This is a genomic window from Jatrophihabitans sp. (assembly GCF_036389215.1).
Lineage (GTDB): Bacteria > Actinomycetota > Actinomycetes > Mycobacteriales > Jatrophihabitantaceae > Jatrophihabitans_A.
This window is the reverse complement of sequence record NZ_DASVQG010000015.1, coordinates 1-14797: the sequence shown is the minus strand read 5'-3', so window position 1 is coordinate 14797 and position 14797 is coordinate 1. Positions and strand designations below refer to the sequence as shown.

13 protein-coding genes and 2 tRNA genes are annotated in these 14797 nt (G+C 69.7%); 11 read left to right on the top strand and 4 right to left on the bottom strand.

The genetic code is table 11. The features are described from left to right. Nucleotides 1–134 precede the first annotated feature (134 nt). Nucleotides 135–344 carry a hypothetical protein gene (locus VF542_RS00635; RefSeq protein ID WP_408649773.1) on the top strand — a complete coding sequence of 70 codons (210 nt, stop codon included), beginning with the start codon at nucleotides 135–137 and terminating at the stop codon, nucleotides 342–344. A gap of 96 nt (nucleotides 345–440) precedes the next feature. Here the strand turns inward: VF542_RS00635 and VF542_RS00630 are convergent. Next, nucleotides 441–511, bottom strand: a tRNA-Gly gene (locus tag VF542_RS00630). A gap of 169 nt (nucleotides 512–680) precedes the next feature. Between VF542_RS00630 and VF542_RS00625 the strand changes: the two genes are divergently transcribed. The 6 genes from VF542_RS00625 (at nucleotide 681) to VF542_RS00600 (ending at nucleotide 6688) form a co-directional block, all read left to right on the top strand. Next, nucleotides 681–754: transfer RNA gene (locus tag VF542_RS00625), tRNA-Pro, on the top strand. Nucleotides 755–850: 96 nt separating this feature from the next. Then, a complete protein-coding gene (gene tig, locus VF542_RS00620) occupies nucleotides 851–2335 on the top strand; it encodes a trigger factor (RefSeq protein WP_408649772.1) in 1485 nt (494 codons plus the stop codon). A 325-nt stretch (nucleotides 2336–2660) separates the two neighbouring features. Further along, nucleotides 2661–3239 carry an ATP-dependent Clp protease proteolytic subunit gene (locus VF542_RS00615; protein WP_408649775.1) on the top strand — a complete coding sequence of 193 codons (579 nt, stop codon included), beginning with the start codon at nucleotides 2661–2663 and terminating at the stop codon, nucleotides 3237–3239. A 13-nt stretch (nucleotides 3240–3252) separates the two neighbouring features. Beyond that, nucleotides 3253–3948, top strand: coding sequence for an ATP-dependent Clp protease proteolytic subunit (locus VF542_RS00610; RefSeq protein WP_408649771.1), 696 nt, complete (start codon nucleotides 3253–3255; stop codon nucleotides 3946–3948). 212 nt (nucleotides 3949–4160) lie between these two features. After that, a complete protein-coding gene (gene clpX, locus VF542_RS00605; protein ID WP_408649770.1) occupies nucleotides 4161–5444 on the top strand; it encodes an ATP-dependent Clp protease ATP-binding subunit ClpX in 1284 nt (427 codons plus the stop codon). Nucleotides 5445–5776: 332 nt separating this feature from the next. Beyond that, the gene (locus VF542_RS00600) at nucleotides 5777–6688 is read left to right on the top strand and encodes a serine protein kinase RIO (RefSeq protein WP_408649769.1); all 912 of its coding nucleotides are present in this window, start codon (nucleotides 5777–5779) and stop codon (nucleotides 6686–6688) included. Nucleotides 6689–6819: 131 nt separating this feature from the next. Here VF542_RS00600 and VF542_RS00595 read toward each other — a convergent pair whose 3' ends face one another. From VF542_RS00595 to VF542_RS00585, 3 genes are all read right to left on the bottom strand, one after another. After that, on the bottom strand, nucleotides 6820–7005 hold the full coding sequence (locus VF542_RS00595) for a hypothetical protein (RefSeq protein WP_408649774.1): 186 nt from the start codon (nucleotides 7003–7005) through the stop codon (nucleotides 6820–6822). Nucleotides 7006–7015: 10 nt separating this feature from the next. Further along, nucleotides 7016–7384: a hypothetical protein gene (locus VF542_RS00590; RefSeq protein WP_408649768.1), complete on the bottom strand. Its 369-nt coding sequence runs from the start codon at nucleotides 7382–7384 to the stop codon at nucleotides 7016–7018. Between the two features lie 714 nt (nucleotides 7385–8098). After that, complete coding sequence (locus tag VF542_RS00585; protein WP_408649767.1) at nucleotides 8099–9439, bottom strand: MFS transporter; 1341 nt, start codon at nucleotides 9437–9439, stop codon at nucleotides 8099–8101. Nucleotides 9440–9502: 63 nt separating this feature from the next. Between VF542_RS00585 and VF542_RS00580 the strand changes: the two genes are divergently transcribed. The 4 genes from VF542_RS00580 to VF542_RS00565 all read left to right on the top strand — a co-directional run bounded on the left by VF542_RS00580 (nucleotide 9503) and on the right by VF542_RS00565 (nucleotide 14751). Further along, a complete protein-coding gene (locus tag VF542_RS00580; protein WP_408649766.1) occupies nucleotides 9503–10132 on the top strand; it encodes an ArsR/SmtB family transcription factor in 630 nt (209 codons plus the stop codon). Between the two features lie 49 nt (nucleotides 10133–10181). Beyond that, nucleotides 10182–12845: a valine--tRNA ligase gene (locus VF542_RS00575; protein ID WP_408649765.1), complete on the top strand. Its 2664-nt coding sequence runs from the start codon at nucleotides 10182–10184 to the stop codon at nucleotides 12843–12845. After that, nucleotides 12842–14284 (top strand): bifunctional folylpolyglutamate synthase/dihydrofolate synthase, encoded by a 1443-nt coding sequence (locus VF542_RS00570; RefSeq protein ID WP_408649764.1) that lies wholly within the window; start codon nucleotides 12842–12844, stop codon nucleotides 14282–14284. The genes VF542_RS00575 and VF542_RS00570 overlap by 4 nt, the downstream gene beginning before the upstream one ends. 83 nt (nucleotides 14285–14367) lie before the next feature. Next, the gene (locus VF542_RS00565; protein WP_408649763.1) at nucleotides 14368–14751 is read left to right on the top strand and encodes a DUF4233 domain-containing protein; all 384 of its coding nucleotides are present in this window, start codon (nucleotides 14368–14370) and stop codon (nucleotides 14749–14751) included. Nucleotides 14752–14797 lie beyond the last annotated feature (46 nt).

Here is a 14797-nt window from a genome sequence, read left to right as displayed (position 1 = left end):
ACCGAGTAGCACGACCACCGAGTAGCACGACCACCGAGTAGCACGACCACCGCGCGGCACGACCACCGAGGGGCACGACCGTCGCGCAGTACCGGCAAGCCGCGCCGGAGCAGTCAAAGGAAAGGTTGTGCACCATGACTGACCCGCAGCAGTCCCAGCCCGGCCACTCGGTCGAGGACCAGCCGGCCGAGTCGGACGTCACCGAGCGCCGGCCGGGTGGTTCCGACGATCTCGGCGGTCCGGCCAGCACGCTGGGTGGCGGTGTGGAGAACGCCCTGACCGGCGAACAGCCCAACGAGGACGACGAGGGCAGCGCCTCCAGCTCGCCCCAGCCGCACGGATAGCTCCGCCAGCAGTTCCCGCCGGGCGCTGATCATCCGGGGCATGTCATGGCGGGAGCGGGGCGGCGCTGGGGCGACCGGGCCTCGCGGGCGCAGCGGAGCGGGTGACGGGAATCGAACCCGCACAATCAGTTTGGAAGACTGAGACTCTACCATTGAGCTACACCCGCACAGGCTCGCGAATCGTGGCCGCCGGCCGGCTGATCAGCCGATCCACTCGGATGACCCATGAGCTGCCCCGACAGCCTAGCGTGTGCCCGAGCGCTGATCGAACACCCCGTACACTGCCGATCAGTACGTGTGCCAGGCCAACGGCGTTGCTGTCAGCGGGTCAGGTACCGGGGTGTAGCGCAGCTTGGTAGCGCACTCGCTTTGGGAGCGAGGGGCCGCAGGTTCAAATCCTGTCACCCCGACGAGCTTGACCCGCACGGATCCGCTATTACAACGACCGACCGGGCACCATCACCTGACACCGCTTGAGTCATCTGCCGAGGAGCAAAGAGCACACCGTGAAGAGCAGCGTCGAAAACCTGAGCCCGACCCGTGTGAAGCTCGCGGTCGAGGTGCCCTTTGACGAGCTGAAGTCAAGCCTGGACGAGGCGTACAAGGCCATCAGCTCCCAGGTGCGGGTGCCGGGCTTCCGTCCCGGCAAGGTTCCCGCCAGGATCATCGACCAGCGGGTCGGACGGGCCGCCGTCCTGGAGGAGGCGATCAACAAGGCGCTGCCCAAGGCCTACTCCGACGCGGTGCGCGAGACAGGTGTCAAGGCGCTCGGCCAGCCCGAGATCGAGGTCACCGATCTGCAGGACAACGACCACGTCGCCTTCACGGCCGAGGTGGACGTCCGCCCGGAGATCGCCGTAGCCGGTTATGACGGCCTGCCCGTCACCGTCGCCGATGCCGCCGTCACCGACGAGGAGGTCGCCGAGCAGTTCGAGGAGTTGCGGGGCCGGTTCGGCACCCTCACCGGAGTCGAGCGCGAGGTACGCAGCGGTGACTTCGTCTCACTGGACCTGATCGCCCGGGTCGACGGTGTCGAGGTCGAGGGCGGCTCGGCCCAGGGGCTGTCCTACGAGGTGGGTACGGGCACCCTGGTCGAGGGCCTGGACGAGGCGATCATCGGCAAGTCCGCGGGCGACTCGGCGACCTTCTCCTCCGCCCTGTCCTACGGCGAGCACGCGGGCTCGACCGCCGAGATCACCGCCGTGGTGAACTCGGTGAAGGTGCGGGAACTGCCCGAGGCAGACGACGAGTTCGCCCAGCTGGCCTCGGAGTTCGACACCGTCGAGGAGCTCAAGGCCGACCTGCGGGCACGGCTGGACCGGGTGAAGGTGCTCGGCCAGGGCGCCGAGGCCCGGGACAAGGTGCTGGAACAGCTGGTGGCCCAGACGGAGGTGCCGCTGCCGGAGTCCGCGGTGCAGGCCGAGATCGACTGGCGCCAGCACGATGTGGTGCATCAGCTCGGGCATGACGACGCGGCCTTCGAGCGCTACCTGGAGAGCGAGGGCAAGACCAAGGAGGAGTTCACCGCCGAGCTGCGTGAGGTGGCCGAGAAGGCGGTGAAGACCCAGTTCATCCTGGACTCGATCGCCGACGCCGAGGCGGTCTCGGTCTCCGACGCCGAGTTGACCGAATACATCGTGCGGCAGGCCGAGCGCTACAACATGGCGCCGCAGGAGTTCGCCGACCAGATCGTGCAGGCCGGCAACATCGCCGCGCTGGTGGCCGACGTGCGCCGCAACAAGGCGCTGGCCAGTGTCCTGGAGTCGGCCAACGTGACCGATACCTCCGGCAACCCGGTTGACCTGTCCTCGCTGGCGACCCCGCAGGGCCAGGCCGAGCTCGACGAGATCGAGGACGCGGCCGAGGCTGCCGAGCAGGCAGCCGCCGCCGAGGCTGCTGGCGGTGCAGGCAGCGCTGGTCAGGACGCTGGGCTGGACGCTGGGCTGGACCCGGCTGACGACCAGCCCGCCGGCCGCTCCGAGGACCAGTAGCGCCGCGCTAGCCGGCCCTGTTCCGGGGCCGGCGGCGTGGCACCAGCCCGGCCGGGGTGCGGCTCCGGCCGCGGCGCCGTGGCAGGAATGCGACGCAGCACGCAGGCGGGCCGGAGTTTCATGCCCTAAGCGAACGGTGCTGTCCGGGAGCACTGTCTGTCGGGCCCGCCCATTAGGGTCGAGGCAGAGCCAATTTTGACGGAAAGGAATGCCAGTGAGCCCCTTTGACGCCCAGCGCGGACAGCACGCCGGGATCGACCGTGCCAGCGCCGGCGCTCGTTCGGAGCCGATCCGGATCCTCGAGGCCCGCAGCCCCGGCGCCGGCATGAACCTCAACGACTCGATCTACGACCGGCTGCTGCGAGACCGCATCATCTTCCTGGGCCAGGTGGTCGACGACGACATCGCCAACCGGCTGTGCGCGCAACTGCTGCTGCTCTCGGCCGAGGACTCCAGCCGCGACATCAACCTCTACATCAACTCCCCGGGCGGCTCGGTCACGGCCGGCATGGCGATCTTCGACACCATGCAGTTCGTCGAGTGCGACGTGGCAACGTACGCCCTGGGCATGGCCGCCTCGATGGGGCAGTTCCTGCTCTCGGCCGGTGAGCGCGGCAAGCGCTACGCCCTGCCGCACGCGCGGATCATGATGCACCAGCCCTCGGCCGGCATCGGCGGTACCGCCTCCGACATCGCGATCCAGGCGGAGCAGTTCAAGCTCACCAAGGCTGAGATGGCCCGGCTGATCGCCGATCACACCGGCCAGACCGTCGAGCAGATTCAGGCCGACTCCGAGCGCGACCGCTGGTTCACCGCCCAGCAGGCGCTGGAGTACGGATTCGTCGACCATGTCGTCAGCCGGGTCGCTCAGATGAGCAACGGCTCCGCCCCCGCGCCGGCCTAAGAGGAGATCGATCATGAGCGAGCTTTACACCCCCGGCGGAGCCGGCTGGGCACGGCCCACGGGCCCGTCCGGACAGTCCTATGCGTCGGGCAACGGCCGGTCGCCGTCCAGCCGGTACGTGCTGCCGTCCTTCGTCGAGCGCACCAACTACGGGATGAAGGAGTCCAACCCGTACAACAAGCTGTTCGAGGAGCGGATCATCTTCCTCGGCGCGCCGATCGACGACGTGGTCGCCAACGACGTGATCGCCCAGCTGATCTGCCTGGAATCCACCGATCCCGACCGTGACATCCTGATCTACATCAACTCCCCGGGCGGCTCGTTCACCGCGTTGACCGCCATCTACGACACGATGAGCTACGTCCGGCCCGAGATTCAGACCTACTGCATGGGCCAGGCCGCCTCGGCTGCCGCGGTCCTGCTGGCGGCCGGCACCAAGGGCAAGCGGTTCGCCCTGGAGCACTCCCGGGTGCTGATCCACCAGCCCTCCGGTGAGGGCCAGGGCCAGGTCACCGACCTTGAGATCCAGGCGAACGAGATCCTGCGGATGCGGGGCCTGCTGGAGGAGATCCTGGCCAACCACACCGGCCAGACCGTCGAGCAGGTCAAGCTCGACATCGAGCGTGACCGAATTCTCACCGCGCCGCAGGCCAAGGATTACGGCATCGTGGACGCCGTGATCACGACCCGCAAGCTCAGCAACGACTGATCTCCTGGTGGGGACGCAGCTGCCGATGTGATTAGGGCGTCCCGCACCGGCCACCAGCCACCGGCTCAGCGGTGGGCGGGGGCAAAGGGGACACGCAGCTAAAGGAGCGACTTCTAGGCCCGCACGGGGTAGCGTTTCAAGCGGCGCTGCTCCGTGCGGACAGCTGTAAGCCGGAAGTACAGGGCAGGGCCGAGGAGTAAGGAGTACATCGGGTGGCGCGTGTAGGTGACGGTGGTGACCTGCTCAAGTGCTCTTTCTGTGGAAAGAGCCAGAAGCAGGTCAAGAAACTGATCGCTGGCCCCGGTGTCTACATCTGCGACGAGTGCATCGACCTCTGCAACGAGATCATCGAAGAAGAGCTGTCGGAGAACACCGAGTTCAGCTTCGACGAGCTGCCCAAGCCGAGCGAGATCTGCGAGTTCCTCAACTCCTACGTCGTCGGCCAGGACCAGGCCAAGCGAACCCTGGCAGTCGCCGTCTACAACCACTACAAGCGGGTCCAGGCCGGCGGTGAGAGCACCGGCAAGCGGTCGGAGTCCAACGTCGAGCTCGCCAAGTCCAACATCCTGCTGCTCGGCCCGACCGGCTCGGGCAAGACGCTGCTGGCCCAGACGTTGGCGCGGATGTTGAACGTCCCGTTCGCGATCGCCGACGCGACCGCGCTGACCGAGGCCGGGTATGTCGGCGAGGACGTCGAGAACATCCTGCTCAAGCTGATCCAGGCCGCCGACTACGACGTCAAGCGGGCCGAGACCGGCATCATCTACATCGACGAGGTCGACAAGATCGCCCGCAAGTCGGAGAACCCCTCGATCACCCGTGACGTCTCCGGCGAGGGCGTGCAGCAGGCGCTGCTGAAGATCCTGGAGGGCACCTCCGCCGCGGTTCCGCCACAGGGCGGCCGCAAGCACCCGCACCAGGAGTTCATCCAGATCGACACCACCAATGTGCTGTTCATCGTCGGTGGTGCCTTCGCGGGACTCGACAAGATCATCGAAGGCCGGGTGGGCAAGAAGGGCCTGGGCTTCGGCGCCGAGCTGAAGACCAAGTTCGAGGTCGAGACCCGGGACGGCTTCGCCGAGGTGATGCCCGAGGACCTGATGAAGTTCGGGCTGATCCCGGAGTTCATCGGCCGGCTACCAGTGATCACCACGGTCCGGCCGCTGGACCGGGCCGCCCTGATCGAGATCCTCACCGAGCCGAAGAACGCGCTGGTCAAGCAGTACGCCCGGCTGTTCGAGCTGGACGGCGTGGAACTCGAATTCGCCGAGGACGCGCTGGAGGCGATTGCCGACCAGGCGGTCAAGCGGGGGACCGGTGCCCGTGGCCTGCGCGCGATCATGGAAGAAGTGCTGCTGTCGGTGATGTATGAGGTGCCCTCCCGCGAGGACGTCGCCAAGGTGGTCATCACCGCCGAGACGGTGCTCGAGCACGTGTACCCCACCCTGGTTCCCCGGGCCGAGATTCCGGCCCCGCCGCGCGAGAAGTCCGCCTGAGCCTGCCGGATCCCTCGGTGCTCGGTGCTCGGTGCTCGGCGTTCAAGTCGGTTGCCCTGGCGAGGGCCGGAATCGACTGCCCTGGTGTCGGCCGGAATCGACTGCCTGCCCTGGTGTCGGCCGGAATCGGCCTTAAATCGGTTGCCCGGCGCGCCCCGTTGCGTCATAGTCGTTGTCACTGCTGCGGACCCAGAGTTCGCGGCGTTCTCGGATGAAGGAGGCGTCGACATGTCCATCACGGTCCTGGGACGTTCCGCGTCCCCTGTTGTCTTCGAGGCATCCCGCTAGGTCACGACCGGCTCGGCTGCCTCGCCATTCGAGGAGCCACCATCTTGTCGTTCGACCCGCTTTCTTCTGACACTCTCTCTTCTGACACTGCCTCTTCTCCCGACGCCTTCGCGCACCCGGCCCTGCCGTCGGCGTCGGCAGTGCCGTTCGACTACCGCTATCTGGAGGACCCCGGCGAGGGACAGCGCTGGTCCACCTGGTCCTCGGTCGTCAAAGGTGCCCGCGGCCCGCATCCGAGGCCGTCCTGGGTGATCACGTCCGAGGCCGCCGTCGACACCGAACTCGGCGTGCTCAAGACCGGCAAGGAGGCTGACGTCTTCCTGCTCGAACGAGCCGTTCCTGGTAACCCTGATCAGAGTTCATTGCTGGCCGCCAAGCGCTACCGCGACCGCGAGCACCGTAACTTCCACCGCGATGCCGGATACCTCGAAGGCCGGACGGTGCGCCGCAGCCGTGACCAGCGGGCCATGCAGGGGCGTACCCGCTACGGCGTGCAGGTTCTCGCCGGGCAGTGGGCGATGGCTGAGTTCGGTGCGCTGTGCCAGCTGTGGTCACTGGGGGTTCCGGTGCCCTACCCGGTGCAGGTCGACGGCACCGAGATCCTGATGGAGTTCATCGGCAGCGGCCGCACCGCCGCGCCCCGGCTGGCGCAGATCAGGGCCGGCCACGCGGAGCTTGCCGGTTACTACGGCCAGCTGGCCGATGCGATGCGGGCACTGGCGGCCAACGGGCAGGCGCACGGTGACCTGTCGGCCTACAACGTGCTGATCGACGACGGGCGGGTGGTGCTCATCGACCTGCCGCAGGTGGTGGACGTGGTGTCCAACCCCAACGGGATGCAGTACCTGCAGCGCGACTGCCGCAACGTCTGCGCCTGGTTCGGCTCGCACGGGTACAGCTGTGACCCGGAGGAGCTGTTCGGCGAGCTGGTCGGGCTGGCCTTCGCCAAGTTCTGACGGCCGCCGCCCGGACCGGCTGCCACTGAGCTGGATCGTTGGCCGTCAGGCAGGTGAGCGGCCGGCGTGTCACCCTGCTGAGCGGCCAACGATCGGCGCGCGGTTGGCGAGCCGTCGGTTGCCCACAGCACTCAGCGTGGTGTGCGAGACCGCAGGACGGCGAGTACGTCGCGCCGGCAACCCGGCACATCACGGGTGAGGCGTGCATGGGACAGCCGGATGGTCTGCCAGCCGAGGGTTGCCAGTTCCACATCTCGGCCGATGTCACGCTCCCACTGTTCAGGGGCGGCGTGATAGGCCCGCCCGTCCAACTCCACGGCCACTTTCTCAGCCTCGAAGCCGAGGTCGATGCGGAAGTGGCCCCGGCGTTCGGATGGGCAGCTGCCAGCACGCGTGCTGGAATTCCGGTCGGTCGAACACTGCCCGGTAGCCCCAGAGTTCCAGTTCACTCTCGCAACCGGCATCGAGCAGCCGCAACAGCTCCACCAGCTGGGCCCGGCCGGCCAGCTTGGGACGAGCGCTGAGCTGCACGCCTACGTCGAGAGTCGCAGCGAGCCGCCGGCGGACCGCGGCGATCACCGGCGCCCGCTGCCCGGTTCCTAGCAGTGGCCACGACTGCACGAGCCCCTCGGCCAACCCGACCGTCGGCAAACCGGTGTCGAGCGACCTGACCAGGCCCGATCGAGTTCTGTGCACGATTAGTTGATCGGGTATGCCACGTGGATGCCGAGGCGCATTGCTAGTGATGTGGATCGGTAGGCCGGAGGACGCGATTGTGAGGCCGAACCGCCTCAGCGCCGTCGTGTGGCTGAGCAACGACCGGGGACCACAACTGCGCACGGCCGCGACCTGCTGAATCCTCTCGTCATCGCTTAACCAGGGCCGGGCGTACACGCGCGGGAATACCGCGGTGAGGTATCCGCGGCGAACCTCGTGATCGAAAGCTGCCCGACCCACCTGCGCCACGAGCGCCGACCGAGTGGCCGCGCCACTGGAACGAGCCAGCACCTGGTCCACGTCCGATCGCACCTTCTCAGCATCGACGGGCGGGCTCCATGCGGGCGCAGGTTCAACCAAGCTGTGGATGACGGGCTCGGCTCAGACTCCACATCTGACGGAGGACGGTCCGCGACGCGGATTTCGGCCACTAAGCTGGATCGTTGGCCGTCAGGCAGAGGCCTGGCCGGCGTGTCGCCCTGCCCCGGGGCCAACGATCGCCGGCCCGTCAGGCAGGGTGGCTGCCGGCTGGCCGAGTACTTGCCCTTGTACGCGCGATCGAACGCTGTGGCGGCGGCTGTGCCGTGATCGTTGGCCGTCAGGCAGAGGCCTGGCCGGCGTGTCGCCCTGCCCCGGGGCCAACGATGGTCAACCCGTCGCCATGGGTCGCACGCCGGCCGACACTCGCCGACTCTAGGACGGCACCTCAGCGCCGACCGCGACCCCGCTGCCGGCGGGAATTCCGGCGGCAACCGGGACCTCGGCGGCAACCGGGACCTCGCCACCAAGCGGGACCTCGCCGCCAAGCGCGACCTCGCCGCCGATCGGGTCCACCGGCGAGAACGGCCGGTTCGCCGACGTCAGCAGCCGGCGGCCCAGCCCGACCGGGACCAGCGCCCCGAGCAGCCCGGCCAGCACGAAGATCTGCCGGGGCCCGAGCACGGTGGCCAGCAGCCCGCCCAGCAGCATCGAGCCCACCTGGGCGGCCGAAGCCAGCCCGCCGACGATCGCGGCCACCCGTCCCCGAACCGCTTCGGCGGTGCGCATGCCGATCAGCGAGCCGCTGGCCAGGTTCAGCAGGCCGTTGCACGCGCCACCGGCCAGCACCGCCGGCAGCGCCCACGCGGCCGTCGGCGCCAGGCCCATCCCGGCCAGCCCCAGTGCCAGCCCGGTCGCGCTGGCCAGGGCCAGCCGGAGCAAGCTGCGCTGGCCACGGAACCGGCCGCCCAGCAGCGCCCCGATCAGCACGCCGACCCCCCAGCCGCTGCCGAGCACCCCGTACCAGGTGGCGCTGGCCTGCATCGCCTCCCGGACCAGGAACACCTCGATGACGTTGACCATGCCGCCGAGCAGGATGAACACACTCAGCATCGACACCAGTGGCAGCAGCATCGAATCGCCCCCCACGATGGCCCAGCCGCCGCGCGGATCAGCGGCCCGGCCGGCCGAGCTGCCCCGCCGGGTCCGGATCGCCAGCGCGGCCAGCGCGACCGCGGCGAAGCTGGCGGCATCCAGCAGCAGAGGCACCCGGGCTCCGTACAGCCCGGTCAGCAGTCCGGCGATCACCGGCGCCGTGATGCCGGCCACCGTGCTGGTGGCCTGTGACATGCCGAGCGCCGCCGGTAGCCGGTCCAGGCCGACGATGCTGGGCAGCAGTGCCTGCCAGGTGGCCGAGTTCACCGCCTGGCCGGTCCCCAGCGCCGCCACCAACCCCAGGATCACCGGCTGGCTGGGCAACGACGCCAAGGCCAGGCAGCACGCCAGCTGCCCGCAGCCCGACACCACCAGCAGCCGCCGGCTGTCGATCCGGTCGACCAGCCGGCCGACCAGCGGAGCGAGCAGTACCAGGGGAAGCCCACCGGCCAGCAGCAGCCCCACCACCGGCCAGGCGCCATGGCCCTGGCCCTGGGTGCGCAGCAGCAACGCCACCAGCGCCAACTCGTCGCCCAGCAGCGAGATCGCCCTGGCCAGCACGGCGATGCGCAGGTCGCGGATCCGCCACAGCGAGTCCGGGCGCAGCAATGCGAAAGACATACTTCGAAACTAAAGCTTCATATCTAACCTGTCAATGGCACCGGCGCACCCTATCCTGGGCAGATGGCTGCCGCCCGGTCCTCCGGCAAGGCGCCCCGCGCTGCCCGGCCCACCGATCCGGTGGTGCTGCGCGACCCCCGGGCGATCAAGGCGCTGGCCCATCCGGCCCGGCTGGCGGTGATCGACGAGCTGTTCGGCGGCCGCAAGCTGACTGCCACCGAGTGCGGCGAGATCGCCGGCCTGAGCGCCAGCGCCATGAGCTACCACCTGCGAGCCCTGGAGAAGTGGGGGATCGTCCGGCGCTCGGCGACGACCGGCGACGGCCGCGAGCGCCCGTGGGAGGCGGCGGGGACCGGCCTCATGGTCGATTCGGCCGAGCCGCGGGCGTCCGCGGCCGGTGAGGCCATCCTGGTCGCCCGGCAACTGGACAGGCAGCGGGCCGACACCCTCGCCTGGATCTCGGCCCAGGACGAGAAGTCTGCCTCCTGGTATGACTCCGCCGTCATCGGCAGCGGGGTGTTCTGGCTCAGCCGCGAGGAGGCCAAGCAGATCGGCGACCGCCTTTCCGAGATCGTGGCGCAGATCCCGCGCCGGACGGCTGCCGAGGCGCCGGCCGACGCCCACCGGGTGCGGGTGTCGCACAGCGTGGTGCCGATCCCGGCCGGCCAGGACCAGTCGACCGAGCAGGCCTGAGCGCCGCCACCGGCAAATCTCGCTTCACCGGCATCCGTAGGATTCAGGAGTGACCGACACCGCCCCTCCGCCCGCCGGCGTGCACTCCCCGCCGGCCGGCGGCACCGAATTGCCGAGCCAGTACGTCCCGGCCTCGGTGGAGGCACCGCTGTACGAGCGCTGGCTGCAGCGCGGCTACTTCACCGCGAACGCCGACTCGGACAAGCCGCCGTTCACCATCGTCATCCCGCCGCCGAACGTCACCGGCAGCCTGCACATCGGGCACGCCTTCGAGCACACCCTGATGGACGCCCTCACCCGCCGGGCCCGGATGGCCGGCTTCGAGACGCTCTGGCTGCCCGGCATGGACCACGCCAGCATCGCGGTGCACGCCCTGGTGGAACGGGAACTGGCGAGGGAGGGGACCAACCGCCGGGAGCTGGGCCGGGACGGCTTCGTCGAGCGGGTCTGGCGGTGGAAGGAGCAGCACGGTGGCGCCATCCTGGCCCAGATGCGCCGGCTCGGTGACAGCGTCGACTGGTCCCGCGAGCGGTTCACCATGGACGAGGGCCTGTGCCGGGCCGTGCAGACCATGTTCAAGCGGCTCTATGACGACGGCCTGATCTACCGCGCCGAGCGGCTGGTGAACTGGTCGCCGGTGCTGCGCTCGGTGCTGTCGGATGCCGAGGTCGACCATCGCGAGGTCGAAGGCGAGCTGGTCTCGATGACCTACGGCTCGCTCGACGGTTCCGAGCCTTCGATCGTGGTGGCGACCACCCGGGTCGAGACCATGCTGGGCGACGTCGCGGTGGCGGTGCACCCGGCCGACGAGCGTTACCGCCAGCTCATCGGCACCCTGGTCGAGCTGCCGCTGACCGGCCGGCTGATCCCGGTGATCGCCGATGAGCACGTCGATCCGGAGTTCGGGACCGGGGCGGTGAAGGTGACCCCCGCGCATGACCCCAACGACTTCGAGATCGGCCGCCGGCACGGCCTGGCGATGATCTCGATCATGGACGAGGAGGGCCGGATCTGCGACACCGGCACCGAGTTCGACGGCCTGGACCGGTTCGCCGCCCGGACCGCGGTGCGCGAGCGGCTGCGCGAACAGGGCCGGATCGCGGCCGAACGGCGGCCCTACCTGCACACCGTCGGCCATTCCGAGCGCTCCGGCGAGCCGATCGAGCCACGGCTGTCACTGCAGTGGTTCGTCAAGGTGGAGCCGCTGGCCAAGGCCGCCGGCGACGCGGTGCGCGACGGCCGGGTCCGGATCAGCCCGCCCGAGATGGCCCCGCGCTACTTCGGCTGGACCGACAACCTGCACGACTGGTGCATCAGCCGCCAGCTCTGGTGGGGCCACCGGATCCCGGTCTGGTACGGCCCCGAGGGCGAGGTCCGTTGCCTCGGCCCGGACGACCAGCCACCGACCGGGCCGGGCTGGCGGCAGGATCCCGACGTCCTGGACACCTGGTTCTCCTCCGGACTGTGGCCGTTCTCCACCCTCGGCTGGCCGGAGCGCACCGCCGACCTGGCGAAGTTCTATCCGACCTCGGTGTTGGTCACCGGCTACGACATCCTGTTCTTCTGGGTGGTCCGGATGATGATGTTCGGCCTGTACGCGATGGCCGACGAGGGCCAGGAGGGCGACTCGGATCAGGCAGTGCCCTTCAAGACCATCGCCCTGCACGGCATGGTGCGTGACCAGTACGGCAAGAAGATGTCGAAATCCAGAGGGAATTCGGTGGACCCGCTTGCCTGGATGGAGACCTACGGCACCGACGCCCTGCGGTTCACCTTCGCCCGGGGCGCCAACCCCGGCGCGGACGTGCCCATCTCGGAGGACAACATCGGTGGTGCCCGAAACTTCTGCAACAAGCTGTGGAACGCCACCCGGTTCGCGCTGCTCAACGGCGCGAGCACCGAGGGCGAGTTGCCGGCGCGGCTGACCGGCGCCGACGCCTGGATCATCTCCCGGTTGAACCGGGTGATCGCCGAGGTCGACGGGTATTACGCCGACTTCGAGTTCGCCAAGATCGCCGACCTGCTCTACCACTTCGCCTGGGACGAGGTGTGCGACTGGTACCTGGAACTGGCCAAGGTGTCGCTGGCCGAGCAGAGCACCGCCCCGGTGACCCGGCGGGTGCTCGGCGAGGTGCTCGACGGCCTGCTGCGGTTGCTGCACCCGCTGGTGCCCTTCGTCACCGAGTCGCTGTGGACGGCCCTGACCGGCGGCGAGTCGATCGTCATCGCTGCCTGGCCGCAATTCCAGGAATCCCGGCTGGACAAGGCCGCCGAGGACGACATCGTCCAGCTCCAGAACCGGGTGGTGCTGATCCGGCAGTTCCTGAGCGCGCAGGGCGTGAAGCCCACCCAACGGATCCCGGCCCGGTTCACCGGTCTCGGGGGGTACGAGCTCCAGATCCGCAGGCTGCTGCGGCTCACCGACCCCGGCGAGGGATTCACCACGACGGCGGGCCTGGACCTCAACGACGGCGCCGCTGTCGAGCTGGACCTGTCCACCGCGGTCGACGTGGCTGCCGAGCGGGCCAGGCTGGAGCGCGACCGGGCGGCGGCCGGCAAGGAGCTGGAGCAGACCGGCCGCAAGCTTGCCAACGACGCCTTCCTCGCCAAGGCCAAGCCCGAGGTCATCGACTCGGTCCGGGCCCGTAACGAGGCCGCAGCCGCGGATCTGCGGCGCATCGACGAGGCACTGACCCGGCTGCCACAGTCATGACCACGGCCGACCGGACCGGCAGCCAGCGCGGCGGCACCGCCCAGCGCGGCGGCACCACCGCCCAGCGCGGCGGCACCACCGCCCAGCGCGATAGGGCGCGCCGGCAGCAGGTCGAGGCCCAGCTGCTGGCCCGCTGGGGCGAGTCCAAGATCGGGCCGTCCCGGCACCGGATCGACCGGCTGATGGACGTGCTGGGCGAGCCGCAGCGCAGCTACCGCGCGATCCACCTGACCGGCACCAACGGCAAGACCTCGACGGCCCGGATGGTGGATGAGCTCCTGCGCGGCTTCGGCCTGCGCACCGGCCGCTACACCAGCCCGCACCTGTCCGACATCACCGAGCGGATCGTGCTCGACGGCCGGCCGGTTACCGACGCCGTGTTCGCCGACGGCTACGCCGAGATCGAGCCGTACCTGGAGATGGTGGACGCCGCCTCCGACGTCAAGATGACCTTCTTCGAAGCCGTCACCGGGCTGGCATTCGCGATCTTCGCCGACGCCCCGGTGGACGTGGCGGTGGTCGAGGTCGGCCTCGGCGGCGCCTGGGACGCCACCAACGTCCTCGATGCCGAGGTCGCGGTGATCACCCCGATCGATCTCGACCACACCGAGCTGCTGGGCGAGACCCATGCCGAGATCGCCCGGGAGAAGGCCGGGATCATCGCGGCCGGGGCCTCGGCCATCCTGGCGGCCCAGCCGATCGAGGCCGCCGCGGAGCTGATCCGGCGGGCCACCGAGGTCGGTGCGGCGGTGGCCCGGGAAGGCCTGGAGTTCGGGGTGCTGGATCGCAGCCTCGCGGTCGGCGGGCAGCTGCTGCGGATCCAGGGCCTCGGCGGCGTCTACGACGAGGTGTTCCTGCCGCTGCACGGCGGCTACCAGGCCCAGAACGCCGCCTGCGCGCTGGCCGCCGTCGAGGCGTTCTTCGGTGTCGGCGCGCAGTCCGGCCCGCTCGATGTCGACATCGTCCGGGCCGCCTTCGCCGCGGTCCGCTCACCCGGGCGGCTGGAGCCGGTGCGCTCGGCGCCCACCGTCCTGGTGGATGCCAGCCACAACCCGGCGGGCATGCGGGCCACCGTCCAGGCGCTGGCCGAGGGCTTCGACTTCCGGCAGCTGATCGGCGTCGTGGCGATGCTGGCGGGCAAGGACGTCCGCACCGCCCTGGAGATCCTGGAGCCGGTGCTGGACGAGGTGGTGATCACGCAGAACTCCTCCAGCCGGGCCATCCCGGCCGATGAGCTGGCGGCGGTGGCCGTGGACATCTTCGGCGCCGACCGGGTCACGGTCGAGCCGCGGCTGGACGACGCGCTGGAGACCGCGGTGCGGCTGGCCGAGGAGGGCGCTGGCGACGTGGTGGTCGGAGCGGGCGTGCTGGTCACCGGGTCGGTGGTGACCGCGGGGGAGGCCCGCATGCTGCTCGGCGAGGGGCAGGCCGAGGGGTGAGCGCGGAGCACGGCCCGGGGGCCGGCCAACCTGGCGCCGAGCACCGGACCGGACCCGGATTCGAGCCCGTGTCAGGACGAGCCATGGACGCGGCTGATCCCGCAGCCCGGCGGCAGCGTGCCGACCGGGCGACCCGGGGCGTGCTGGCGGCGCTGCTGTGCCTGGAGGCCTTCGTCGTCCTGCTGGTGCCGCGGGCGATTGCCCAGACCTCGCAAGGGGTGTCGGTGACCAAGACGCTGCTGCTGGTGGCGCTGGCGGTGATGCTGGTCGGGTGCGGGTTCCTGCTCCGCCGGCCGTGGGGGATCGGGCTGGGATCGGTACTGCAGCTGGTTTTGGCCAGCACGGTGGTGCTGATCCCGGTGGTGGCCGTGGTGGTGGTGATGTTCGTGCTGCTGTGGCTCTACCTGTTGCGCACCAGGCACACCTGGCTCGGGACGCCCCGGGGCTGGCGGATGCTGGTCACGTGAGCGGCCGGCGGCCCGATAGGCTGGCGCGGTGACTGAAGCGGCTGTC